Origin of the sequence: Streptomyces sp. NPDC049879, from assembly GCF_044461265.1 — a bacterium.
Lineage (GTDB): Bacteria > Actinomycetota > Actinomycetes > Streptomycetales > Streptomycetaceae > Streptomyces.
Map to the genome: position 1 here is coordinate 165277 of NZ_JBITKT010000010.1, position 23511 is coordinate 188787.

The 23511-nt window shown below is 73.3% G+C and carries 27 protein-coding genes; 12 read left to right on the forward strand and 15 right to left on the reverse strand.

Going from position 1 to position 23511, the window contains the following annotated elements; genetic code table 11:
• Positions 1–96: 96 nt before the first annotated feature.
• The 3 genes from ACIBPC_RS28685 (at position 97) to ACIBPC_RS28695 (ending at position 1625) form a co-directional block, all read left to right on the forward strand.
• Positions 97–477, forward strand: coding sequence for an ATP-binding protein (locus ACIBPC_RS28685; RefSeq protein WP_362967806.1), 381 nt, complete (start codon positions 97–99; stop codon positions 475–477).
• Positions 478–552: 75 nt separating this feature from the next.
• Entirely contained in the window at positions 553–738 is a 186-nt protein-coding gene (locus ACIBPC_RS28690) for a hypothetical protein (RefSeq protein WP_398848644.1), read from the forward strand.
• A gap of 62 nt (positions 739–800) precedes the next feature.
• On the forward strand, positions 801–1625 hold the full coding sequence (locus tag ACIBPC_RS28695) for a hypothetical protein (RefSeq protein WP_398848646.1): 825 nt from the start codon (positions 801–803) through the stop codon (positions 1623–1625).
• A 24-nt stretch (positions 1626–1649) separates the two neighbouring features.
• On the opposite strand, the gene ACIBPC_RS28700 is transcribed toward ACIBPC_RS28695, so the two are convergent.
• Genes ACIBPC_RS28700 through ACIBPC_RS28715 form a run of 4 tightly spaced genes read right to left on the reverse strand, consistent with a single transcriptional unit; the run spans position 1650 to position 5276 of the window.
• A complete protein-coding gene (locus tag ACIBPC_RS28700; RefSeq protein WP_398848648.1) occupies positions 1650–2276 on the reverse strand; it encodes a VanZ family protein in 627 nt (208 codons plus the stop codon).
• A 59-nt stretch (positions 2277–2335) separates the two neighbouring features.
• Positions 2336–2932, reverse strand: a complete 597-nt coding sequence (locus ACIBPC_RS28705; RefSeq protein ID WP_362967810.1) for a hypothetical protein — start codon at positions 2930–2932, stop codon at positions 2336–2338.
• On the reverse strand, positions 2929–4602 hold the full coding sequence (locus tag ACIBPC_RS28710; RefSeq protein WP_398848649.1) for an ATP-binding protein: 1674 nt from the start codon (positions 4600–4602) through the stop codon (positions 2929–2931). Before ACIBPC_RS28710 ends, ACIBPC_RS28705 begins: the two co-directional genes overlap by 4 nt.
• Entirely contained in the window at positions 4599–5276 is a 678-nt protein-coding gene (locus ACIBPC_RS28715; RefSeq protein ID WP_362967812.1) for a response regulator transcription factor, read from the reverse strand. The genes ACIBPC_RS28710 and ACIBPC_RS28715 overlap by 4 nt, the downstream gene beginning before the upstream one ends.
• Positions 5277–5468: 192 nt before the next feature.
• On the opposite strand from ACIBPC_RS28715, the gene ACIBPC_RS28720 reads away from it, so the two are divergent.
• The gene (locus ACIBPC_RS28720; protein WP_362967813.1) at positions 5469–6200 is read left to right on the forward strand and encodes a SigE family RNA polymerase sigma factor; all 732 of its coding nucleotides are present in this window, start codon (positions 5469–5471) and stop codon (positions 6198–6200) included.
• A 117-nt stretch (positions 6201–6317) separates the two neighbouring features.
• Here ACIBPC_RS28720 and ACIBPC_RS28725 read toward each other — a convergent pair whose 3' ends face one another.
• Positions 6318–7505 (reverse strand): phosphatidylserine/phosphatidylglycerophosphate/cardiolipin synthase family protein, encoded by a 1188-nt coding sequence (locus ACIBPC_RS28725; RefSeq protein WP_398848651.1) that lies wholly within the window; start codon positions 7503–7505, stop codon positions 6318–6320.
• A gap of 297 nt (positions 7506–7802) precedes the next feature.
• Here ACIBPC_RS28725 and ACIBPC_RS28730 point away from each other — a divergent pair, with 297 nt between their 5' ends.
• Together ACIBPC_RS28730 and ACIBPC_RS28735 are read left to right on the forward strand one after the other, a co-directional pair.
• Positions 7803–8021 carry a hypothetical protein gene (locus tag ACIBPC_RS28730; RefSeq protein ID WP_398848653.1) on the forward strand — a complete coding sequence of 73 codons (219 nt, stop codon included), beginning with the start codon at positions 7803–7805 and terminating at the stop codon, positions 8019–8021.
• Between the two features lie 12 nt (positions 8022–8033).
• On the forward strand, positions 8034–8585 hold the full coding sequence (locus tag ACIBPC_RS28735) for a hypothetical protein (RefSeq protein ID WP_398848655.1): 552 nt from the start codon (positions 8034–8036) through the stop codon (positions 8583–8585).
• A 2-nt stretch (positions 8586–8587) separates the two neighbouring features.
• Here the strand turns inward: ACIBPC_RS28735 and ACIBPC_RS28740 are convergent, their stop codons facing one another.
• Genes ACIBPC_RS28740 through ACIBPC_RS28750 form a run of 3 tightly spaced genes read right to left on the reverse strand, consistent with a single transcriptional unit; the run spans position 8588 to position 13836 of the window.
• The gene (locus tag ACIBPC_RS28740; protein WP_398848657.1) at positions 8588–8923 is read right to left on the reverse strand and encodes a hypothetical protein; all 336 of its coding nucleotides are present in this window, start codon (positions 8921–8923) and stop codon (positions 8588–8590) included.
• Positions 8910–9416 (reverse strand): hypothetical protein, encoded by a 507-nt coding sequence (locus ACIBPC_RS28745; RefSeq protein ID WP_398848659.1) that lies wholly within the window; start codon positions 9414–9416, stop codon positions 8910–8912. Before ACIBPC_RS28745 ends, ACIBPC_RS28740 begins: the two co-directional genes overlap by 14 nt.
• Positions 9397–13836, reverse strand: coding sequence for a DUF6531 domain-containing protein (locus tag ACIBPC_RS28750; protein WP_398848661.1), 4440 nt, complete (start codon positions 13834–13836; stop codon positions 9397–9399). The genes ACIBPC_RS28745 and ACIBPC_RS28750 overlap by 20 nt, the downstream gene beginning before the upstream one ends.
• A 198-nt stretch (positions 13837–14034) precedes the next feature.
• Here ACIBPC_RS28750 and ACIBPC_RS28755 point away from each other — a divergent pair, with 198 nt between their 5' ends.
• Together ACIBPC_RS28755 and ACIBPC_RS28760 are read left to right on the forward strand one after the other, a co-directional pair.
• Complete coding sequence (locus ACIBPC_RS28755; protein WP_398848663.1) at positions 14035–14517, forward strand: nucleoside deaminase; 483 nt, start codon at positions 14035–14037, stop codon at positions 14515–14517.
• A 73-nt stretch (positions 14518–14590) separates the two neighbouring features.
• Positions 14591–15403 (forward strand): class I SAM-dependent methyltransferase, encoded by an 813-nt coding sequence (locus tag ACIBPC_RS28760; RefSeq protein WP_398848666.1) that lies wholly within the window; start codon positions 14591–14593, stop codon positions 15401–15403.
• 62 nt (positions 15404–15465) lie between these two features.
• Here ACIBPC_RS28760 and ACIBPC_RS28765 read toward each other — a convergent pair whose 3' ends face one another.
• Entirely contained in the window at positions 15466–16023 is a 558-nt protein-coding gene (locus ACIBPC_RS28765; protein WP_398848668.1) for a hypothetical protein, read from the reverse strand.
• A 115-nt stretch (positions 16024–16138) separates the two neighbouring features.
• Here ACIBPC_RS28765 and ACIBPC_RS28770 point away from each other — a divergent pair, with 115 nt between their 5' ends.
• Complete coding sequence (locus ACIBPC_RS28770) at positions 16139–16834, forward strand: TetR/AcrR family transcriptional regulator (RefSeq protein WP_398848669.1); 696 nt, start codon at positions 16139–16141, stop codon at positions 16832–16834.
• Between the two features lie 128 nt (positions 16835–16962).
• Here ACIBPC_RS28770 and ACIBPC_RS28775 read toward each other — a convergent pair whose 3' ends face one another.
• From ACIBPC_RS28775 to deoC, 6 genes are all read right to left on the reverse strand, one after another.
• Positions 16963–17217 carry a type II toxin-antitoxin system RelE/ParE family toxin gene (locus ACIBPC_RS28775; RefSeq protein ID WP_398848671.1) on the reverse strand — a complete coding sequence of 85 codons (255 nt, stop codon included), beginning with the start codon at positions 17215–17217 and terminating at the stop codon, positions 16963–16965.
• Entirely contained in the window at positions 17205–17507 is a 303-nt protein-coding gene (locus tag ACIBPC_RS28780) for a hypothetical protein (protein WP_362967826.1), read from the reverse strand. The genes ACIBPC_RS28775 and ACIBPC_RS28780 overlap by 13 nt, the downstream gene beginning before the upstream one ends.
• A 102-nt stretch (positions 17508–17609) precedes the next feature.
• Entirely contained in the window at positions 17610–18155 is a 546-nt protein-coding gene (locus tag ACIBPC_RS28785; protein ID WP_398848672.1) for an EF-hand domain-containing protein, read from the reverse strand.
• A 126-nt stretch (positions 18156–18281) separates the two neighbouring features.
• On the reverse strand, positions 18282–19223 hold the full coding sequence (locus tag ACIBPC_RS28790) for an aldehyde dehydrogenase family protein (protein ID WP_398848673.1): 942 nt from the start codon (positions 19221–19223) through the stop codon (positions 18282–18284).
• Positions 19216–20649, reverse strand: coding sequence for an aldehyde dehydrogenase family protein (locus ACIBPC_RS28795; protein WP_362967830.1), 1434 nt, complete (start codon positions 20647–20649; stop codon positions 19216–19218). The genes ACIBPC_RS28790 and ACIBPC_RS28795 overlap by 8 nt, the downstream gene beginning before the upstream one ends.
• 6 nt (positions 20650–20655) lie before the next feature.
• Positions 20656–21627 carry a deoxyribose-phosphate aldolase gene (gene deoC / locus ACIBPC_RS28800; RefSeq protein WP_362967876.1) on the reverse strand — a complete coding sequence of 324 codons (972 nt, stop codon included), beginning with the start codon at positions 21625–21627 and terminating at the stop codon, positions 20656–20658.
• 233 nt (positions 21628–21860) lie between these two features.
• Here deoC and ACIBPC_RS28805 point away from each other — a divergent pair, with 233 nt between their 5' ends.
• From ACIBPC_RS28805 to ACIBPC_RS28815, 3 genes are all read left to right on the forward strand, one after another.
• Positions 21861–22115: a hypothetical protein gene (locus ACIBPC_RS28805; protein ID WP_362967832.1), complete on the forward strand. Its 255-nt coding sequence runs from the start codon at positions 21861–21863 to the stop codon at positions 22113–22115.
• Positions 22116–22202: 87 nt separating this feature from the next.
• The gene (locus ACIBPC_RS28810) at positions 22203–22850 is read left to right on the forward strand and encodes a PH domain-containing protein (protein ID WP_362967834.1); all 648 of its coding nucleotides are present in this window, start codon (positions 22203–22205) and stop codon (positions 22848–22850) included.
• A gap of 16 nt (positions 22851–22866) precedes the next feature.
• Positions 22867–23475, forward strand: a complete 609-nt coding sequence (locus ACIBPC_RS28815) for a M23 family metallopeptidase (protein WP_398848674.1) — start codon at positions 22867–22869, stop codon at positions 23473–23475.
• Positions 23476–23511: the final 36 nt, after the last annotated feature.

Sequence of the window (23511 nt, forward strand, 5' to 3'; positions counted from 1 at the left end):
GGGACGCCGCGCGCATTTCGATTCATTGCGGTGCGGGCGCCGCTCTGGCTACCGTCCACCTCGCCGCTCGAAACCCCACGCAAGGACGAATCACTGATGAAGCAGTCAACGAAGAAGACGCTCGGCGCTGTCGCCCTCGGTGCCGCCTTCGCCGCCGCCGGTGCCGGTTCCGCCGCCGCCGTCGCGCCGCTCGACGGCGTCTCCGAGACGGCGGGCGGCGTGGTCCGCACGCTCCCCGCGCACGACGTGGCCCGCACCCTGCCGGGTGAGAGCGGCGAGGTCGTCGAGGCCGGCGCGGGCATGCTGACCGGCAAGACCGACGCCGTCACCACCGCGCACCACACCCTGTCGGCCACCCAGGCCGCCAGCCCGCTGGGCCAGGCGACCGAGCTGCTCGGCGGCCTGCCCATCGACCCGGCCGACTCCCTGGGCATCCCCACGAGCCAGGTGCTCGACGGCATCCAGATCGCCCGCTGACCCCATCGGCGCGCACGAGGGCCGGTCCCGTCCCCCCGGACGGGACCGGCCCTCGGCGTACGCGAGAATGGCGCCGTGAAGAAGTGCAGGAAGTGCGGTGCGGACAGGCGCCGTTGGCCCCGCTCCTGTCCCCGGTGCGGTCCCTCGGCGACCCGGGACGCGGCGGAGGTCGGCGCCGACATGGCCGCGCCGGCGGTGATCAGCGTGGTCTGGAGCGGCGTCGCGTCGTTCTTCCGCGCGATGCTGCGCTGGCTCAACTGACCGGCACCGGTCGGCCGCCCGGGGCCGGACAGGACGGGCAGGCGGGGGGCTCCCGCGAAAGCGTGCCCCGTTCTCCGCTCGGCACCGAGGACATGCCGGGGCGGCCGGACACCCCTGCCCCTGCGGGGCTCCCGCATCATCAACAGCTCCTGCACGGCACGGACTGGGCATCCCTCGCCACCCCGTCCGGGACGGGCGAGTCGCTTCCGGCGGCACTGGCACGCCTCCTCGACCCCGACCCGGCCGTCAGGGCGGACGCCGCGCGGGACGCGCTCGGGGCGGTGACCCACCAGAACACCCTCTACGAAGCCACCGTGCCCGTGGCCCGCTACCTCGCGGCCATCCTCAACCGGCCCGACCTCACCGCGGGCGGCTTCGGCCCCGGCACCGCCGTGCCCTCGCGCCCCCCGACCCTCGTCGGACTGCTGACCTGGCTCGGCGACACCGCCTACGACGCCGACGACGAGAGCGTCGCCATCGGCGAGCGCCACTGCGGCGAGCGGTTCCTCCACGAGTACGCGGAGATGCGCGCGTTCCGGGACCTGCGACCGGTGATCTTCTCCGCTGTCCGGCCCCTCCTCCGCCACGGGAACGCGGAGGTACGCGACGCGGCTCTCGTCACCGCCATCCCCCTCGCCGAGCATCCCCATCTCGCCGGGCACCGGGACGAGCTGGTCGAGCACGCCCGCCGCCTGCTGGCCGGCAGCAGCACCCGTCACCACCGGGACCGCGCCCTGGACGCGTTGGACGCATGGGGTCCCGGCACCGGCGATCCGGAGGACGCGGCCGACATCGCAGCTCGCGGACAACGCGCCCGTCGCACGGCTGAACGCGCCTCCCGCCGAGGCGGCTGGACAGGTGGCCACGGCGAGGACCCGCCGTTCTGACCCGGCGACGCCCCGCCGTACCCGTCAGGCGTGCAGGCGGCTGAGGACGCGTGTGTCGTGCTCGGCGGGGCGGGGCGCCGGGCGTGGCATCGCCGCCACGCGGCGGGCCGTCCACATGTCGGCGCGTCCGGGCGAGGGCTCGCGCGCCTCCCGGACGAGCGGCGGCAGCGGCGGCGCGTCGTGCCGGGCGCGGCGCAGGCGGCGCAGCGCCCCGTAGACGAGCTGGTGCGTCAGGGCGATGCCCGCCGTGTCGAGGATCACCGAGTCGATGTCGGCGACACGGCTCGGCACCACCGACTGGCAGTACTCCAGCGCCAGCGAGACCATCACGCCCGCGAAGACCGTGCGGCCGAAGGACATGAAGCGCGAGCCGCCGAGGTCGCGGCCGAGCAGGGGGAGCAGCACGCCGAGCGGTGCGAGCCTCAGCATCCCGCCGCCGATCGCGCCGACGGCCTCCAGGGGGCCGCGCCCGAGATCGGCGGAGATGGTGGCGAACGGCTGCATGTTGCCGGGTGCGACCCACACGACGCTGAGGGGGCGCAGGGCCAGCCAGCTCACGAGGGAGAGGTGGAGGGCCACGAGGGTGAGGGCGGTCAGCCGGACGCGCCGACCTGCGGCGGACCCGGTGGAGCCCGCGGTTTGAGGCTGCACGGACACCAGGACGCGAGGGGTGTCCCCTGTGGTTCCGCGCGGAATGTGTGACGTACGTCTTACGGCGCGTAGGCCCGCCGTCTGATGCTGTCGCGGGCGTCCTCGGGGCTGGCCCGGGTCGCGGTGGAGCAGGCGTACGTCTTCGGGCGGTCCTTCTCGGCGTGGGAGGGGCCCGCGAGGGTCACGGACCTGCCGTCGCCCAGCGACTCGTTGGCGGCGAAGGTGCAGATGATCTGCACGAGGGCGGTCGCGGGGAGGGCGCTGGGGCGCCTGCTCAGCCGCAGGGTCCCGGCCGGGTCGCCGCCGACCGGGCCGGTGACGCGCAGGTCCGTCGGCACCTCGCTGGTGAACCCGGCGTCCCGCTCGTCCTTTCCAGGGGCGCTCTGGAGTTCGGTGAGGAGCGCGGTGGCTATCTTCACGCCGCTCTGCACACCGGGGTTGGCGAGGATGAGGGGGCGCTCCACCGGGTTCACGTGCGAGCCGCAGACGAGGAAGACCTGGCTCGCCCGGTCCGTCTCGTCCGGCGGCGCGTCGCAGGTGGCGCGGGTCGGCGCGGGGCCCGCGTCCACGGGGACGTCGGTCGGGCGTATGCCGCAGGCGGTGGTGGCGGCGAGCAGCAGGGTCACGCCGAGGCCCGTCGCGAGGCGGCGGATCATCCGGCACCACCGCCGTCCGCCGCGCCGCCGCCCGGTGTCCGCGCGCCGTCGCCGCTGCCGCTGCCGCTGCCGCCGTCGCCGCTGCCGTCGCTCTCGCCGGGGGCGGTGCGGCCGCGGGGGATCTCCACGGCGTCCCCGCCCTCCACCGGCTCCTCCGCCTCCCCTGGCTCCTCCGGCTCCTCGGGCTGCCCGCGCTTGGGCAGCCGCAGCGTGAACTCGGCGCCGCCGCCCGGCGCGTTGCGCGCGGTGATGTCACCGCCGTGCAGGTGCGCGTTCTCCAGCGCGATGGACAGGCCGAGCCCGCTGCCGTCCGAACGCGGCCGGGACGCGCTGGCCTTGTAGAACCGGTCGAAGACGTGCGGCAGCACCTCGGCCGGGATGCCGGGGCCGTGGTCCGCCACCCGGATCACCACCTCGTCCCCGGCGGGACCGGTCTCCTCGCGCAGGCCGACGCGCACCGGCGAGCCGCCGTGCTTGAGCGCGTTCCCGATGAGGTTGGCCAGGATCACGTCGAGGCGGCGCGGGTCGAGGCGGGCGATGACGTGGCGCGGCGCGTCCAGCTCCACCGCGTCCAGCCAGGCGCGGGCGTCGACGCAGGCGGTCACCTGGTCGGCGATGTCGACGTCGTCCAGCACCATCCGGGCCGTCCCCGCGTCGAAGCGGGTCACCTCCATCAGGTTCTCCACCAGGTCGTTGAGCCGCCGCGTCTCGCTGACGACGAGCTGCACGGCGGGCGCGATCATCGGGTCGAGGCTGTCCACCTCCTCCTCCAGCACCTCCGTCATGGCGGTGATGGCGGTCATCGGGGTGCGCAGCTCGTGCGACATGTCGGCGACGAAGCGGCGGCTGGCCGCCTCCCGTTCGCTCAGCTCGGCCACGCGCGCCTCCAGCGAGGCGGCGGCGTCGTTGAACGTACGGGTCAGCTCGGCCAGTTCGTCGGCGCCGCGCACTTCGAGGCGGGTGTCGAGCTTCCCCTGGCCCAGCCGGTGCGCCGCGTCGGACAGCCGCTGCACGGGCCGCAGCACCGTGCGGGCCGCCGCCTGCGCCAGCAGCACCGAGCCGATGACGGCCAGGGCGGTGGCGACGCCGAGCGACCAGGCGAGGGACCGCAGGTCGTCGCTCTCCGGGCCGAGGGACGCGAGCATGTAGCCGGTCGGCCCGTCGCCCAGGACGCGGGTGCCGCCGATGAGGTAGGGGTGGTCGTCCATGGTGATCCGCTGCCAGTACATGTGGAACGGGGCGCCGGAGTCGTCGTCGTAGCGCCGCTGCCGTACGGCCTCGCGCAGCGACTCGGGCACCATCGCGGCGCTGAAGACGGCCGGGTCGGACTCGGCGGCGCAGCCGGGGAGCCCGGCGCGCTCCTCGACGAGGACGACCTCGAAGCCCAGGGTGTTGTTGGCGACGGCGGCGGCCATGCCGCGCAGGTCGTCGCAGGTGGCCTCGTCGGGGAGCGCGCCCGCGTTGTCGCCGAGCGACTTGCGGAACTCGCCGAGCGCCGAGTTCTGCGCGCGGGTGACGACGGCGTCCCGGTTCAGCCAGTACGCGATACCGGAGACGGACACCGCCGCGACGAGGGCGACCAGTGCGAACACCGTCACCAGCCGCAGCCGCAGGCTGGTGAGCCGCAGCAGCGCGCGCAGCTGTCCCCGTACCCCGGTGTCGTGCGTCACGAAGGGGCGTCCAGGCGGTAGCCGACACCGCGGACGGTGCGGATCAGCTTGGGCGACGAGGGGACGTCCTCGACCTTCGCGCGCAGCCGCTGGACGCAGGCGTCCACGAGCCGGGAGTCGCCGAGGTAGTCGTGCTCCCAGACGAGGCGCAGCAGCTGCTGGCGGGAGAGCGCCTGGCCGGGGCGGCGGCTCAGTTCGAGGAGGAGGCGCAGCTCGGTGGGCGTGAGCTGGAGGTCCGTGCCGTTCTTGGTGACGGTCATGGCGGCGCGGTCGATCACGATCGAGCCGAAGGTGGCGGAGTCGTTCGACTCGCGCTCGCCGCGCCGCATCACCGCGCGGATGCGGGCGTCCAGCACGCGGCCCTGCACGGGCTTCACCACGTAGTCGTCGGCGCCGGACTCCAGGCCGACCACCACGTCGATGTCGTCACTGCGCGCCGTCAGCAGGATGATCGGCAGCTGATCGGTCCGGCGGATACGCCGGCAGACCTCGAAACCGTCGATACCGGGCAGCATCACGTCCAGGACGATCAGATCGGGACGCTGCTCGCGGAGCAGCTTCAGCCCGTCCTCGCCCGTGGGAGCGGTCACCACCCGGTGTCCCTGGCGAGTCAGGCTCATCTCCAGGGCTGTCCGAACCGCCTCGTCGTCCTCGATCAGCAACAGGAAAGCCACGCCGGTCATTGTGTCCTATGGACCGGGCGGAGTACGACTGTCCGTTTGCGCCCGCCTCCCGGCGCCCGGCGGGCGCATCGGTGCACGGCCCCTGTGACACCGCTGTGACAGACGGGGGACTCCCCCATGAAACTGGCCCGGCACTGTAGTGCGCAGCAGGAACCGGACGAGAACGGACGAGGGGGGAGCGGGATGAGCGTGACGCATCACACCGGCTCGGCAGTGAAGGGGACGCACGGACCCGCCGGGGTGGTTCCCGTCCGGCACGGGGAGAAGTCCGGGACCGCGAGCCGGCTGGGGGGCCGGCGCGGTTCCGGGCAGCAGCGCCCGTCCCACCTGAGTGCGGTGGACGGACGCACGGGGGAGGTGCGCTGCGCGGCGGGGGCCGCGCGGCGCGAGGGGGCGGAGGCGGAGTTCACGGCGTACGTCCGTGAACGCCGCGCCTCCCTCTACGCCACGGCCTACCACCTCACCGGCGACCGGTTCGAGGCGGAGGACCTGCTCCAGAGCGCGCTGCTGTCCACGTACCGCGCCTGGGACCGCATCACCGACAAGGCCGCGATCAACGGCTACCTGCGGCGGACCATGACCAACCTCCACATCAGCGCGTGGCGGCGGCGCAAGCTCAACGAGTACCCGACCGAGGAACTGCCCGAGGCGCCGGGCGAGCAGGACACCATGCGCGGCACCGAGCTGCGCGCCGTCCTGTGGCAGGCGCTCGCGCGGCTGCCCGAGCAGCAGCGGACGATGCTGGTGCTCCGCTACTACGAGGGGCGGACCGACCCCGAGATCGCCGACACGCTGGGCATCAGCGTCGGCACGGTCAAGAGCAGCATCTGGCGGACGCTGCGCCGCCTGCGGGAGGACAGGACGCTCAGCCTCGGCCAGGACCAGGAGGAGTCCTTCGGCGAGCTGGTGGCCTGAGCCGCCCTGCGAGACCGGGGGGAAACGGGGGAGAAGCGGGGGGAACGGGGGAGCGGGGGAGCGCGCGGGGTCCGGTCGACCGGGGGGTTCGGCCGGGCCCCGCGTCGCGTCGCGGGATTACAGGAAGCGGCGGATCGGCCTGACCAGGGCCTCCTTGGCCCGCTGCGCCGCGTCCCTGCGCCGCCACCGCACCGCCTCCATGTGCACGCTCGCCGCCACGTCCTCGTCGAAGTGCCGGTCGAGGGTGGCCGTGAACTCCTGGTCGAGCACGGTGAGCATGACCTCCTCGTCGTGCTCCAGCGACCGCCGGTTGAAGTTGGTCGAGCCGATCAGCGCCGCGACCCCGTCCACCGTCGCGATCTTCGCGTGCATCATCGTCGGCTGGTACTGGTAGATCCGCACGCCGCAGTCCAGCAGCTGCTGGTAGTGGAGCTGGCCGCCGAGCTGCGCCACGCGCTTGTCGGTGTGCGGCCCCGGCGTGACGATCTCCACCGTGACGCCGCGCCGCGCCGTCGCGCACAGCAGCTCGGCGAAGTAGTCGTCCGGCGCGAAGTAGGCCGTGGCCAGCCGCACCCGTTCCTCGGCGGACTCCAGGACGACCTTCAGCAGCGTCTGCATGTCCTGCCAGCCGAAGCTGGCCGAGCCGCGCACCACCTGCACGACCGCGCTGCCCGGCTGCCGCTGCGCGGGGAAGCGGTCGCGTTCGTCGAAGAGGACGTCCTGGCACTCCGCCCAGTTCTGGGCGAACGCCGCCGCGATCCCGTCCACGGCCGGCCCGGTCACGCGGACGTGCGTGTCACGCCACTCGTTCTCGTTCCGCGCGTCGCCGCGCCACTCGTCGGCGATGCCCACGCCGCCGGTGAACGCCGTGCCCTCGTCCACGACGAGGACCTTCCGGTGGCAGCGGTGGTTCTGCTTGAGCGGCGACAGCAACAGCGGCTTGCGGAACCACGCGACGGTCACCCCGGCGCGTTCCATCAGGTCGAGCCGGTCCTTCTCTATGGGCATGCTGCCGAACCCGTCGAGCAGCAGCCGCACGCGCAGCCCCGCCGCCGCCCGTTCGGCCAGGGCCTCGGCGAACTCGCCCGCGATCTCGCCCTTCCAGTAGACGAACGTCATCATGTCCACGGTGTGCTCCGCCGACCTGATGGCGTCCAGCATGGCCGCGAAGATCGCGTCGCCGTTGCGCAGCACGTCCAGGTGGTTGCCCTCGGTGGCGGCGATGCCGATCAGCCGCTCGAGTCTTCGCCGTATGCGCTCGGCACGTCTGGCCGCGTCGGGTACGGCGTCCGCTGTCTCGGTCACGGTGCTCTCCTCGTCCGCCGGGCTGGGGGGACGACGCCCCGTCGCCGTCCGGCGGGGCGGCGGAGCCGATCGACTGTAGCTCCACGCACGCCCGACGAACAGGGCCGGTGGACCCGGCAGGACTCCGTTCCCGCCACCGGCCCGCACGGCATCGACGCGGGGGTGACAGAGGTCACGGCCTCCCGACCCCGACGACACCGGTAGCCACCCGCGCTCCCCGGCGGTCGAATCTTCTTCTGATACGCCAAGGCGCCCCGATCCCGCAGATGAGGAGATGATCGTCGCTACGGTCAGTGCGTGATCTCCAAAGGACGGCATCAGAGCGGAGATGTCGCGAGCGCGCTCGACCGCGCCAGGAAAGCCGGCCTCACGGTCGTGCCGGACAAGAACGGGCATCGGTGGGGGCTGGTCATCTGCTGCCCGTGCTCCTCGCGCCATATCGTCCCCGGAACGCCCAAGAACGCCGGTAACGAGGCGTTCAGAATCGATCAGTTCGTCAAAAAGCACACCCACTGAGGAGATACACGAGTGACCTGGAGTTTCGGCATCCTTCTCGAAGGGCCGGTCACCCTGGAGCAGTCGGACGCGTTCGATCACTGCGACGCCTTCGCGGACGGGGAGATCTCCTACACGATCGCCTTCCCGAGTGACGACGCCTACCTGGAGCCCGACCCGGAAGAGCTGCGGACGTTGATCTGCGATGTCGAGGCGCCGAGCTACCTGGACGCCGTCGCCCAGGCCCTTCAGCGCATCCGGCTGATCGACGGGTTCCGGCCGGTCGGCGTCACTCTGCACCGCCTCGTGACGCTCGACACGGCCGCCCAGCGCAGCGGGCTCGACGAGGAAGAGATGGTCCGCCTGGCGAAGGACCCGCGCTTCCCCGAGCCCCTGCCCGGGGACGGACCGGCGTTCTGGACCTGGGACCGGATCTTCGCGTTCTTCCAGGAGATCGGCGCCCCGGTCCCCGACGTCCCGCGCGAGGTGCTGATCGCGGACCTGGCACTCCGCCTCGCCGACGCCCTCGACGGCGCGGACATCCCCCCCGGCTCGCTCAAGGCCCTCGGCCTGTCGCTCGACTGACGTCAGAGCGCGCCGGTCCGCAGCGGGCGCCTCGTGCGGCGCACGGCGGCGTCCGCGTGGAAGGTGACGGAGGTCGCGGGCCCGCTCAGGGCGACGGCGATACGTCCCGCGTCGTCCGGGAGCGGCGTGCTCTCCCAGGCGGTCACCGGTTCGTGGCTCCAGCCCGTCACGGTGAGCGAGTCCACCGAGGTGTGGACGGCGATCTCCTCCGACGCGTTGTGGCCCTCCGGCGTCGGCTCGGTGGGGTGGAGGGCGTAGACGGTGACGGTCCGCTCGCGTTCGTCGATCAGCAGGGACGTCACGCGGCTGTCGGGGAGTGTGCTGTCAGACGCGTTCATAGAAGGCCCTGTCCGTGGTGTCCGGCAGTCCGCCGCGCAGCCTGATGCGGTCGACGGGTCCGGCGAAGCGGTAGGTCTCGGGCGCGTCGCCGTGGGCGGCGAGGTGGCCGACGCGCAGGGACCCGTTCGCTGTGAACCGCCCCTGGCCCGCCTCGTCCTGCCGCGTGACCGTGACGGCGAGGCGGCGGTGTCCCTCCGGCGGCGCCGCGTCCAGCGTGACGTCCACAGGGCCGCCCACGAGCCGGCCCGTGATCCGCACATCCGCCACGTCCAGGAACGCGACATGGCACCCGAACCACTCCGCCTCCGCACCGGCCCCTTCGGAGCCCCCCCGGTCGGGCGGGGCCGGCAGGTCGATCCTGAGGATGACGGACGGCCCGTTCCGGTCCAGGTACAGCGAACGCAGCACGGCACCCGACAGCGGCGGGACGGCGGAGTAGTACCCGTCCAGCAGTTCCCGGTTGACCACCGCGTCAGCCCAGTGACGGGTCATAGTAGTAGTGCTCCTCGGCGCCGGGGATCTGCCCGTTGCGCGGATCATCGTACGGCCTGACGTGCACGTGCGGTGGCTGGTCGCCGATCCCGTTCGGGTCGCCGTACGAATGTCCTGTGTGGTGGTCCTGGTAGACGATCAGCTCGTCCCTGTTGTTGATGTGCACCTCTTCGTAGAACATCACCGGCTGGTAGTCGTCGTCGAGGATCTGCTTGCCGTTCGGCTTGGTTGAGGGGGTGTGGCGAACCTCCAGCGGCTCCGCGCCGTCCGGCACCCCCGCGTCGCGCAGCGCCTGCTCGCGCGCGGCGGCGCGGCACGGCGTGAGACCGAGCGGGTCGCTCCAGCTGTGCGGATCGCGCACGTAGCCGTAGGGGTTGGGGGACGGCGTGAGGCCGAGCGGATCGGGGGTGGCGAACCGGGCGGTGTCCGGGTCGTAGTGGCGGTGGACGTTGTGGTGCCAGCCCGTCTCGTCGTCGGCGTACTGGCCGGGGAAGCGCAGCGGGAAGTCCTCGCCGTCCGTTCCCCGGTCCGAGCCCCAGACCGTCCCGTCGGCGCGCCAGGCCGTGGCGCCCGTCTCGTCCAGCAGGTGTGTCGGCGTACCGACCAGGTCGGTGACGATCGCGAGGAACCGCCGGTCGGTCTCCTCCTGCCGGCGCTCCCGCCGGTCGAGCTGCGTCAGCGGCTGGTGCGCATGGTGGTTCCACGTGGTCGTGCGCACGGAGGCCTCGCCCGGCCGCCCGCCGGGCGAGGTGATCCGCTCGGCGAGGGTGGGTCCGTCCCACACGAACTCCGTCCGCTCGCCCTCCCGCCCGTCCGGCGCGACGCGCTGCTTGCTCACGCGTCGCCCCAGCGGGTCGTGGCCGTAGGTCCAGCGGCTGCCGTCCGGAGTGATGACGCCGGTCAGCCGGTCCTCCGCGTCCCAGGTGAAATGCCAGGCGAGCAGCTTGCCCGAGAGCGTTCGCACGCGCCGCAGCACGACCCTGCCCGCCTCGTCGTACGAGTAGCGGGTGCGGCCCGCGGCGCGCAGGCGCATGCCCTCGTGGCGGCGCTCGCCTGCGGTGTCGCCGCCGTCCCGGGTGTGGGCGGCGGTCTGGTTGCCGTCCGGGTCGTACGCGTAGGTCTCGGCCGCGCCGGGCGCGGTGACCGACAGCGGGCGGCCGAGGGCGTCCCGTTCGTAGCGCGTCGTCCCGGTGTCATGGTCGTGGACGCCGACGAGGTGGTCGTCCGCCCGCCAGTCGTACGTGCGCTGCTGCACGGTCCGGCCGCCGCGCAGGACGCTCTGCCCGGTGAGATGGCCCGCGGGGTCCCATGCGTGGGTGAGGACGAGCGGGACCGGACCGCCGGTGATCTCCCGGGTGGTCTCGCGGCCCCGGTCGTCGTAGTCGAAGGCCAGGATGTGCCCGGAGGTCGCCAGAGTGGCGGGGGCGCCCGTGGGTGTGTACGTCCAGACACTGTCCACGGCCGAGGGGGTCGTGCGTCGGGTGCGGCGGCCGAGCGCGTCGTACGTGCTTGTGACGGTGCGGCCGTCGGACGTCTCGGCGGTGACCCGGCCCAGCGCGTCGCGCACCAGGCTCAGCGTGCTGTCGTCTGTGACGGCACCGACGAGCCGCCCGGCGGCGTCGTGCCGGAAGCGGGTCACGTGCGCTCCCACGGTCTTCTCGACGACCCGCCCGGACGGATCGCGCGCCAGGTAGACCGTCTGCCCGAGCGCGTCGGTGCGGCTGACGATCCGGCCGGCGGCGTCGTGTTCCCAGCGGGTGACGCGGCCGTCGAAGTCGGTCTCTCGGACGACGCGGCCGAGCGCGTCGCGCTCCAGCTCCCAGGTGAGGCCGGACGGGCTGACGAGGCGCCGCAGCCTGTTCTCGGTGTCGCGCTCGAAGACATGGCGGCTGCCGTCCGGCAGGGTACGCGCGACGACGAAGTCGAACGTGCCGTAGGTGTAGGCGGTCACGCCCCCGTGGCGGTCGGTGTGGGTGAGGCAGTTGCCCTCGGGGTCCCAGGTCCAGCTCCGGACGGCGCCGTTCTCGTCGGTGTGCCGTAGCGGGCGTCCTTCGACGGTCCACTCCCAGGTGCTGCGCGCGGCGTGCTCACCGCCCTGACCGCGGGTGATCCCGGTGATCCGGCCGAACGCGTCGCGTGTGCAGCGGGTGACGGCCCCCGCCGCGTCGGTCACCGCGCGAGGCAGTCCGGCGGCGTCCGTCTCGAAGCGGGTCACGGCGCCGGTCGCGTCGGTGAGTTCGGTGAGGGCGCCCTGTGGGCCGTAGCCGAAGCGGGTCACGGCGCCGGACGGATCGGTCACCGCTGTGCGGTTGCCGCGTTCGTCGTACTCCTGCCGCCAGACGGCGCCGTCCGGCTCGGTGACGCGGGTGGGGCGGCCGCCGTCGTCCACCTCGTACGCGGTGCTGCGGCCGTCCGGGCCGGTGACCGCGATGACATGGCCGTCCTCGTCGCGTGCGTGGTGCGTCGTGCCGCCGAGCGCGTCGGTGCGAGTGAGGAGGCGGTCGTACCGGTCCCAGGTGTGGTGGGTGTGGTGGCCTTCGGGGTCGGTCTCGGTGACGAGTTGGTAGGAGTCGTTGAACTGGTAGACGGTGGTGTGGCCGAGGGAGTCGGTGAAGAGGGTGCGGTGGGTCGCGGGGTCGTAGGCGATGCGGCTGGCGAGGGCGCCGCCGGTGCCGTCGGTGGCGACGCAGCGGCCCTGCGCGTCGTAGGTGTACGCGTACCAGGTGCCGTTGCGGTCCTCCCAGCGCGTGATGCGGTGACGGTCGTCGTAGTGGAGAAGCAGGGGGAGGCCGGAGGAGTTGGTGACCGAGGTGAGGTCGCCGTGCGCGCTGTAGTCGTAGCGCAGGAGGACCGGACGGTCGGGGGCGCTGAGCAGATTGACCCGGGTGACGCGGCCGTCCGCCGTGGTGATGCCGAGGTGGTGGCCGGAGCTGTGGCGGATGCCGGTGGGGCTGCCGCTGTCGTCGTAGGTGAGGCGGAGGACGTTGCCGTTGCGGTCGGTCACGGAGGCGAGGGGGAGTTCGCCGCCGTGCCGTCCGGGGACGGGCGCGAACCGGAGGGTGCGTCCGGTGGCGCTTTGGAGGACAGACATGGGCGAGCCCGCGTGGCCGTCCCAGGCCAGGGGCCAGCGCGGGCCCTCGACGGGCAGGACCGGACCGTCCGGCGTCGGTGGAGGGTAGTCCAGCACCATGCCGTCGTCCGTCACGAGGCGGACGCCTTCCGGTGCGAGCACGAGCCGCTGGTCGAGAGTGGAGGCCCAGGAGCGGCCGAACCAGGTGCCTTCCCGGAGGCCCGAACGGTGGTGTCGTGCGAGAACGAGGGGTAGGACTCCCGGGAGTTCGACATCCGTGGCGGTCATGACGACTTCGCCGGTGGCCATGTCTACGGGGTCGGTGGCGCAGACGAGTCGGTCACCCGGGCGAGCACCGCGGCGGAGGCCCTGGGCCAGCCCGCGGGCGCCTTGGGCGAGGCCGCGGAGGCCGGTGCGGGCGGCGGTGAGGCCGCCGCGGAGGCCGCGGGCGAGGCCGCCGAGAGTGGTGAGGCCTTTCATGCCCGGGATGCAGTCCAAAGCGGCGAACGCGACATCCCACAGGGAGGCCTCGCCGTTGGCGTATTTGACCAGCGTGTCGGCGAGGACGACGAGTGCCGCGGCGAGGACGACCCAGGCGAGGGGTCCGCCGATGATCATGACGACGACGCCGAGGACGGCGACGACGATCTTGCATATGTCGACTATCGTGTCCCAGTTTTCCGTGACCCAATGGACGGCCTTCTGCCACCACTTGCGGTTGTGGATACCGGCGTCGGACGCCTCGTCGATGTCACGGGCCGCCTGCCGTGCGGCCTCTTCCCGCATCTCCTTGGCCTGGCGGGCCAACTCCCGGGCGGCGTCGAGGGAGTCCTGCGCCGTGTCGACGCGGGCCTGTGCGGCGTCGCGGGCGTCGTTCGCTGCTTGGCGGTCGCGGGTGGCGGCGCGGACCTCTGCCTCGTCCGGCGCAGGCGCATCGGCCCGTTCGCCTTCGCGCTGGAGGCGTTCGGCCTCGTCCCCGGCGCGGCCCACCCAGTCCTGCGCGCTGCCCAGCGAGCCCTGCGCGGCGGTGAGATCGGCCTGCGCGGCGATGGCACGGTCCAGCGCGCGATCCGCCTGCCCCTGTGCCGTCTGCAACTTGGGCCAGTACGTCTGCAACGCCTGCGCGCACAGGTCGTAGGAGTCCCGCAGCTTCTCCAAGTTGCCCGGCACGCCGTCGAACTCGCTACGGAACGCCTCCGCCGACAGCCCGGCCCAGTCCTGCACCGCACGGTCGGAGGCCAGACCCCGGACCTTCCCCAGCGCCTCCGCCACATCGTCGGAGAACGTCTGCAACTCGTCCGCGAGGTCGCGGACCTCCTCCGGATCACCCGGCGTCGGATCGGAATCCATTCCCACGGCAGACCAATCAGAAGGCCGCGCCATACCCCACCCCCGTGCTTGTTCCGAGGCAAACTAGCGTGTCTGTCGTCATCGACAGGCGGCAGTTGCGTCACGGAGTCGTCCCGTTGCCGCCGTCCGTCTGCGGCGCGTCGGCGCAAGACGTCGTGTGAGCCCTGCGATGACGTACCGGAAGGGGAAGGAACGCACATGAACGAGACCGACCTGCGTCATCTGCGGCGTGCTGTCGAACTGGCCGCCGAGGGGCTGGCGGCGGGGGATGAGCCGTTCGGTGCCGTGCTGGTGGGACCGGACGGGGGCGTGCTGTTCGAGGACCACAACCACGTCGGCGGCGGTGACGCGACGCAGCACCCCGAGTTCGCCATCGCCCGCTGGTCGGCCACGCACCTCACCCCGGAGGAACGGGCCGCCGCCACCGTCTACACCTCCACCGAGCACTGCCCCATGTGCGCCACCGCCCACGGCTGGGTCGGCCTCGGCCGTGTCGTCTACGCCAGCTCGTCGGCCCAGCTCGGCACGTGGCTCGGCGGCCTCGACCTGCCGCCGCTGCCCATCCGCCCGCTCCCGATCACCGACCTGGTGCCGGGCGCGGTGGTGGAGGGCCCGGTCGCACCGCTGGACGAGGAGGTGCGCGCGCTCCACCTGCGCTACCACTCCATCCCCCGGGACTGAGCCCGAACCGGCGAAACCCCGCGCCGCTCCCGTCCCGCCTGCCATGGTGGCGTTCCGGAGCGGAGGAGGGGCTGTGGAGCGGACAGACCGGGAACGGGCGGCGTGGTCGCCCGAACGGTACGCGGAAGGCATGTTCGGCCACGCCGTGCCGACCGAGCACGAACGGCTGCGGCTGCTCGAATCCCTGCTGGACGGCCCGACGCGCGCCCGGCTGACGGCACTCGGCCTGCGGCGCGGGCAGGACGTGCTGGAGGCGGGCGGCGGGGCCGGTTCCGTGGCGCGCTGGATGGCCGGGCAGGGCGCGCGGGTGACGGTCACGGACCTGGACACGTCGTTCCTCACCGGCCTCGCGGCGGACGGCGTGCGCGTGCTGCGGCACGACCTGTACGCGGACGATTTCCCGCCTGCCTCGTTCGACATCGTCCACACCCGGTACGTCGTGATGCACCTGCCCGACCCCGATCTGGCCGTCGCCCGGCTCGCCGGGTGGCTGAAACCGGGCGGGGTGCTGCTGGTGGAGGAGCCCGCGGCCTTCCCCGTCCTCGACTCGCCGCACCCGGCGTACCGGACGCTCATGCGCGCGTACTTCGCCCACCTGGAGCGGTCGGTGGGCAGCGACACGGCGTGGGCCCGTTCGCTGCCGGTGCCGCTGGAACGCGCCGGGCTGGCCGGAGTCGGGCTCGACGCGCGGCTGCGGCCGCTCCGGGGCGGGGACGGGGAGGCGCGGTGGTGGCGGCTGACGCTGGAGCAGGCCCGCCCGGCGATGGTGGCGGCCGGGACGGCGGCGGACGGGGACTTCGAGGCGGCCTACCGCGACCTGGCGTGCCCGGACTTCCACGACCTGTCACTCGCCGTCTTCGCCGCCTGGGGCCGCCGCCCGGCCTGACGCGAGCACGCCCCGCCGGGTCTCGCGCGGCGGGGCGTGCTCACGCACGGATGGGGCGGGCGTCAGCGTTCGTCGGCCGGGCGCGGGAGGCGGAAGGCCGAGACGAGGAAGAAGATCCCGCCGAGCAGGGCGTAACCGGCGAGGGTCGTCAGCGAGGGGTCGTCCTGCGCGGCGCTCCCGACGAACGAGGCGCCGGCCAGCGCCGAGATCCCGCCGCTGGCGATCATGGCCCACTGGCCGCCCATCGGCCGTCGCGCGACGCCCACGAAGAGCTGGACGAGACCGGAGACGATCGCCCACGCGCCCCACACGCGCAGCACGTCGGCGACGCCCGAGGCCCCCGCGACAGCGACGCCGACGGCGGCGAGCGAGCTGACGGCGATGTTCACGTACAGGCCCGTGACGGGTCGGCCGGTACGCGCCGACCTGGCGTCCACGACGGCCGCGGCCACGTCGAAGGCCGGATAGAGGAACAGCAGCAGCCGGGCGCCGGTGGTCAGTTCCGAGCCGGACGCGAGCAGGAGCGCCGCCCACGCGGCGGCGAAGACGAAGCGGACGGTGTAGAGCCTGCGCAGGGCGGGCGTGGCTCCGGCGTGCTGGGCCGTGGCAGCGGATGTCATGGCGTTCTCCCGTGGAGGTGAGAGTGGAGAGAGAACGGTCTCTCTCCTTTTGAGAGCGTGGCACAGTCCGCACGCGAAAACAAGAGAGACCGTTCTACCTGCTACAGTCGGCGCTATGAACGACACGGCATCCGCGCCCGGCAAGGCCCCCGGCGGGCGAGTCTCCGCGGCCCGCGAGCGGCTGCTGCGGACCGCCGGACAGCTCTTCTACGCGGAGGGCATCCACACGGTGGGCGTGGACCGCCTCGTCGCCGAGGCGCACGTCACCAACGCCACCTTCTACCGCCACTTCCGCAGCAAGGAGGACCTCGCCGTCGCCTACATCGGCGGCGTCGACCGGACGATCCGCGCCCAGATCGACTCCCTCGCGGCCGCGGACGCGCCGCCCGACGCCGTCCTGCGGGGCATCGGCGCGTCCCTGGTCGAGCAGATCCGCTCGCCCGGCTACCGCGGCTGCGCCTTCCTCAACGCGGCGGCCGAGTACCCCGATCCGGAGCACCCCGTCCACCGTGCCGTCGTCGAGCACCGGGCGTGGTTCCTGCGGACGGTGACCGGGCTGTTCGCCGCGATCACGGCCGCGGAGTCCGCGTACGCCGGGCGGCACTTCGTCATGCTCCGCGACGGCGCGATGAGCGCGGGCTACCTCGGGGACCCCGTCGTCGCGGGCGAGACCCTGCGGCGGGGGATCGACGGACTGCTGCGCGTCCACGCGGCGCGTGAGCTGGGCGAGGACGCCGCCGCGCCCGGCGGGGCACCGGACGCCCCGGCGGTCGCCGACGTCGCGTGCGCGCCACCGCCGCCCGGCGCGTAGCCACGACTGGCGCAGACGTCGAACGGATGCCGCGCGGCGGCGGGAGCACGGTCGCGGTTCCACTCACCGTCGCGTGACGCCGACCGGTCGGCGGTACCGGGCCGATCCGGGACCGGCGGGCCGATGCCTCAAGGCCTGTTGCTCACCCCGACGTGCTCGACAGCGACGATCACCGGTTTCCTGCTCACGATCCGGTAGAGCACCCGGTAGAAGCCCGCCCGCATACGGAACTGGTCGTCACCGTACGGGTGAACGCCCGGTGGTCGCGGGTTGTCCAGAAGGAGGTTGATGCTGTCGAGCAGCGACTCCGCTGCTCGGTGGTCCTCCTTCTGGAGCCGGGCGAACGAGCGTTTGGCGGACGCCTCCCACTTCACTCCCCCCATTCCCCGGCCTCCAATTGCTTCACGAACTCCTCGTGCGGCGTGGGCTCCTTGCCTTCGAGACGGGCGACGGTGTTCCGCGCGATGGCGAGGTCGTCCTCCAGGTCCTCCAGTTCGGGAAGGCACACCACGACGGCGACGATGCGGTCGTCCCCGTCCACGAGCGCGATCCGCTCCCGCGATTCCTCGACGCGTCGCGCCAGTACATTCATCTGGCCGTCGGCGCAGGTGATCGGCATGGCGTTCCAGGGGCCCAGTTTCTTCAGCCCGCTCAACGGTGTGTAGGCGTCCATGCGGAGAGCGTAGCTTCCGGCGGATCGCCGCATTTCCCCTCCGGCCTCGCCGCCGGGCATCCCTCCCGCCCTCCGGGTCCGGGGGCGGGAGGGGCCGTCCGGTCAGGCGGCCGGGTCGCCGACCAGGGCGTCTCCGGCGATGCCCGCCTTCGCGGGGTCGTAGTAGTCGCGGATGCCCTCGGCCCACACGTCCACCGTGATGCGGTCGTCGTCGTCCGGGCCGAACGCGTCGAAGAGCGCGTTGATGTTCGGCGTCTCGAAGCCGATGGCCCGCATCAGGGCGATGAACAGCGGCCGTTCGATCCGCCCGTCGCCGTCCGGGTCGCCGAGCGCCGACAGGGCGACGGCGAACGCGTCCAGCGCGGCGCCGAAGCGCTCGGGCGCGAGGACGACGGCGTTGAACTCCGCCGGGTCGATCCGTCCGTCCTGGTCGGCGTCCAGCTCGGTGGCGAGGGTGGTCCACCAGTCCCGGAGGGAGGCGAGCAGCGCCGCCTTGCGCGACTCGTCCGAGCCCTCGGCCACCGCGAGGACGCGCTGCCCCATCAGCTCGAAGTCGTCCGCCTCGACGACGCCGTTGCCGTTCGCGTCGAAGAGGGTGAAGACCAGTCCGGCCCTGCCGGTCGCCGCGCTGGTCGCTTCCGTGGTCATCTCGCACCGCCTATCCCCGGGCCCTGGGCGGCCCGGCCCCTCGACTATGGAGGGCGCGGGACGGGGCGGCCTGGAGAACGGCGGGCGTTCACCGTAACGGATGAACGCCCACCCTCCGGTGGGGAGTTAGACCCCCATCGGGTGCCAGACGGTCTTCGTCTCCAGCGGCCACAGCAGGCGGCCGGTGCCCGGGTCCGCCGTCCAGTCCTCGTCGGCGCGCGGGCGCCGTACGCGCTTCAGCGTCCCGGCCGCCTCGGCCTCCAGGGCGGCCGCCTCCGTCCCCGCGCCGGTGAGGTCGAGCGCGTCCACGTCGCCGTGCGCGGCCAGCGGCGGCCCCAACTCGGCGACGCGGCCGGAGAGTACGTTGACGACGCCGCCCGGCACGTCCGAGGTCGCCAGGACCTCCGCCAGCGACAGGGCGGGCAGCGGGGCGCGTTCCGAGGTGATCACAACGGCCGTGCAGCCCGTGGCGAGGACCGGCGCCAGCACGGACACCAGGCCGAGCAGCGACGACTCCTGCGGCGCGAACACGGCGACGACGCCGGTCGGTTCGGGCGTGGACAGGTTGAAGTACGGCCCGGCCACCGGGTTCGCCGCGCCCGCGACCTGCGCGATCTTGTCCGTCCAGCCCGCGTACCAGACCCAGCGGTCGATCGCCGCGTCCACGGCGGCCCGCGCCTTCGCCGCGCCAAGACCCTCCGCGTCCGCCACCTCGGCGGCGAACTGCCCGTGCCGCCCCTGGAGCATCTCCGCGACGCGGTACAGGACCTGGCCCCTGTTGTACGCGGTCGCGCCCGACCAGCGCGGGAACGCCTTGCGGGCCGCGACCACCGCGTTCCGCGCGTCCTTGCGCGACGCCAGCGGGGCGTTGGCGAGCCACTGCCGTCCGGCGGCGTCCGTCACCTCGTACACCCGTCCGCTCTCGGAGCGGGGGAACGCGCCCCCGATGGACAGCTTGTAGGTCTTCAGCACGGAGAGACGCTGCGCGGGCCCCGGCTCCGGCTGCTTCTTCGCGGGCTGCTTCCCGGCCTGCTTCGCCGGCTGCTTCGCGGACTGCTTCTCAGACATCGAGATACGCCTCCAGGCCGTGCCGCCCGCCCTCGCGGCCGTAACCGGACTCCCGGTAGCCGCCGAACGGCGACGTGGGGTCGAACTTGTTGAACGTGTTGGACCAGACGACGCCCGCCCGCAGCCGGTTCGCCATCCACAGGATGCGCGAGCCCTTCTCCGTCCAGATCCCGGCGGACAGCCCGTACGGCGTGTTGTTGGCCTTGGCGACCGCCTCGTCCGGCGTGCGGAAGGTGAGGACGGACAGCACCGGGCCGAAGATCTCCTCGCGCGCCACGCGGTGCGCCTGCGTCACGCCGGTGAACAGCGTCGGCGCGAACCAGTAGCCGCTGGACGGCAGTTCGCACGGCGGCGACCAGCGCTCCGCGCCCTCCGCCTCGCCCGCCGCCGCCAGCTCCTCGATCCTCGCGAGCTGCGCCGCCGAGTTGATCGCGCCGATGTCGGTGTTCTTGTCCAGCGGGTCGCCCACGCGCAGCGTCGCCATGCGCCGCCTGAGCGCGTCGAGCAGCTCCTCCGCCACCGACTCCTGCACCAGCAGGCGCGAGCCCGCGCAGCAGACGTGGCCCTGGTTGAAGAAGATGCCGTCGACGATCCCCTCGACGGCCTGGTCGAGCGGGGCGTCGTCGAAGACGATGTTCGCGGCCTTGCCGCCGAGTTCGAGCGTGACCTTCTTGCGCGTCCCGGCGACCGTGCGGGCGATGGCGCGGCCCACGCCGGTCGAGCCGGTGAACGCGACCTTGTCCACGCCGTCGTGCGCGACCAGCGCCGCGCCCGTCGCGCCGTCGCCCGTCACGATGTTGACGACACCGGCGGGCAGCCCGGCCTGCGCGCAGATCTCCGCGAAGCGCAGGGCGGTCAGCGGCGTCGTCTCGGCCGGCTTGAGGACGACGGTGTTGCCCGTCGCGAGGGCCGGGGCGATCTTCCAGGCGAGCATCAGCAGCGGGAAGTTCCACGGGATGACCTGCGCCGCGACGCCGAGGGGGCGCGGCGCGTCGCCGAAGCCCGCGTACCGCAGCTTGTCGGCCCAGCCCGCGTAGTAGAAGAAGTGCGCGGCGACCAGCGGGAGATCGACGTCGCGCGACTCGCGGATCGGCTTGCCGTTGTCCAGCGACTCCAGCACCGCCAGCTCGCGCGACCGCTCCTGGACCAGCCGCGCGATGCGGAAGAGGTACTTGCCGCGCTCGGCGCCCGGCAGCGCCGACCACGCGGGGAACGCCGCGCGCGCCGCCGCGACCGCCGCGTCCACGTCCGCCTCGCCCGCCCAGGCGACCTCGGACAGGACCTCCTCGCTCGCGGGCGAGACCGTCTTGAAGACCTTCCCGTCCGCCGCGGGCCTGAACTCGCCGCCGACGAACAGGCCGTGCGACGGCCGGACGTCCGCGACGGCCCGCGACTCGGGCGCGGGCGCGTACTCGAAAGTGCTCATGGGGTGTCAGTCCACCGTCACATAGTCGGGGCCGGAGTAGCTGCCGGTGCGCAGCTTCTGACGCTGCATCAGCAGGTCGTTCAGGAGGCTGGACGCGCCGATCCTGAACCAGTCGGGGCTGAGCCAGTCCTCGCCCGCCGACTCGTTCACCAGCACCAGGTAGGCGATCGCCTGCTTCGCCGTCCTGATGCCGCCCGCCGCCTTCACGCCGACCTGCCTGCCGGTCGCGGCCCGGAAGTCGCGGGCCGCCTCCAGCATGAGCAGGGTGTTGGGCGGGGTGGCGTTGACGCCGACCTTGCCGGTGGAGGTCTTGATGAAGTCGGCGCCCGCCAGCATCGCGAGCCAGGAGGCGCGGCGGATGGCGTCGTACGTGGCCAGCTCGCCGTTCTCCAGGATCACCTTCAGGTGCGCGTCGCCGCACGCCTCGCGGACGGCGGCGATCTCCTCGTACACCGCGAGGTAGCGGCCGGAGAGGAACGCGCCCCGGTCGATCACCATGTCGATCTCGTCCGCCCCGGCGGCGACCGCCGCGCGGGTGTCGGCGAGCTTCACGTCGCGGGCGGCGCGGCCCGCGGGGAAGGCGGTGGCGACGGACGCGACCTTGATGCCGGTGCCGCGCAGGGCCTCGACGGCGGTGGCGACCAGGTCGGGGTAGACGCAGATCGCGGCGACGGCGGGCGTCCCGCGGTCGGTGGGGTCGGGCGCGGCGCCCTTGGCGCAGAGCGAGCGGACCTTGCCCGCCGTGTCGGCGCCCTCCAGCGTCGTCAGATCGATCATCCGGATGGCGAGATCGATGGCGAACGCCTTGGAGCTGGTCTTGATCGAACGCGTCCCGAGCGTGGCGGCGCGGGCTTCGAGTCCGACCGCATCGACGCCGGGCAGACCGTGCAGGAAGCGGCGCAGCGCGGCGTCGGACGCCGTGACGTCCGCGAGGCCGGGGGCGGCGGCGGGGCTTGAGCTGGGGGGCCGGGAAAGCATGGTCACCAGATCAGCATATCTACGCGCGTAGTGGCCTGTCACGCCCTCGGCGGAAGACGGCCGGAAGGCGGCCCGTGGATTCGTTCCCTTGTCCACGAATGCACCCCTGCGGGTGGTTTGGGGCGGTGGTGCGCGTCCGTGTGGGTGACGTCTCGCCGCCTGGGCAGGCACAGGGGGGCGCGCGCCGAGCCGCCCGCCCGCACTGCCCGCCCGGACGGAAGGACCACACGCAGATGGCCACCTACAGCACGGAGATCCACACCGGAGGCGGCGGCTGGCAGCCGGACCGGCCGCTGTCGCTCCACCTCGCCAACCGCGGCGAGGTCGTGCCCGAGGACGGGCGCCCCTCGACCGGCACGACCGTCACGTGGAGCGGCGACCAGGGCAAGGGGACGGTCACGTTCTTCGACGGCGGCAGCCGCTTCGAGGGCACCGCCCAGTTCCCGGGCGAGGGCCCCGTCGAGTACCGGGGCAGGGCCCAGGACTGACCGGTCCGCCACCGCGTCGCGGGGCGCCCCGGACACCGGGCGCCCCGCGACCCCGCCCCCGCGCGGCCGTCCGGCACAATCGGTCGCATGAGTGAGCCCCAGAAGTACGCCGACCGCGTCTACCGCTCGGGAGCCGGCATCGTGGGCGGCGTCCTGCTGCTCGCCCTCGCCGCGTGGCTCGGCTTCGACGCCATCCTGCGCGGCGACGGCCGCACGCCGCTGGTGGCGCTGTCGGTGCTGGTGTTCGCCGTGCCGCTGATCGTGGCGTTCTCCATCCGCCCGGCGGTCTTCGCGTCGGACGAACGCCTGCGGGTGCGCAACCCGTTCCGCACCGTCGTGCTGCCGTGGGGCAAGGTCGAGACCGTGCGGGCGCGCTACTCGTCCGAGGTCGTCGCGGAGGGGCGCACGTACCAGCTGTGGTCCATCCCCGTCTCGCTGCGCGCCCGCAACCGCGCCAACCGCCGCCGCGAGCAGGCCGAGTCCGCCCGCATGCCCCGTTCGGGACGCCTCGGCGGCTTCGGCGGCTTCGGCACGCCCGACCAGGAGCACGGTGAGCCCCGCCCGCCGACCCCGGCGGCGGGCGACGAGGCCGTCCTCGTCCTGCGCGAACTGGCCGAGCGGCACCGCGAGAAGCCCGGCGCGCAGGGCGACATCGAGACCCGCTGGAGCCTGGAGACGCTGATCCCCCTCGCGGCGGGCGCGGTCGCGCTGCTCGTGCTCTGGCTGACGAGCTGACCCGGCCGCCGCGCGCGTGGACCTCGCCTACCCGTTCGCGGGCCGCTGGCTCGTCCGGAACAGCCCCGCCGACCGGGTGCCGAGCCACGGCACGGCCCTGTTCGCCACGTCCTACGCGATCGACTTCGTACCGGTCGGCGACACGGGCGGCACGGCGCCCCTCACGCCCCGCTCCCTCATCCGGCCTGAACCGCCCGAGAGGTTCCCCGGCTTCGGGCGCCCCGTCCTGGCGCCCGCCGAGGGGGTCGTCGTCGCCGCGCACGACGCCGAGCCCGACCACATGGCCTACCGCGGCCTGCCCTCCCTCGGCTACGCGCTGACGCAGCGCCGACGGGCCGCGGCAGGCTGGGTGGCACTCGCCGGGAACCACGTACTCATCGAGAGCCGCGGCGTCGTCGTCGCCCTCTGCCACCTCCGGCACGGCACGGTCGAGGTCCTGCCGGGGCAGCGCGTCCTCACCGGTGACACGATCGGCCGCTGCGGGAACTCGGGCAACAGCACCGAGCCGCACGTCCACGTCCAGGCCGTCGACAGCCGCGACATCGCGCACGCCGCCGCCGTGCCCCTGACGTTCGGGGGGCGCCTGCCGCACAACGGCGAGGTCATCACCGCGCACGCCCCCTAAGGCGTTTGCGGCGACGCCGCCCGTCGCGGATCATCC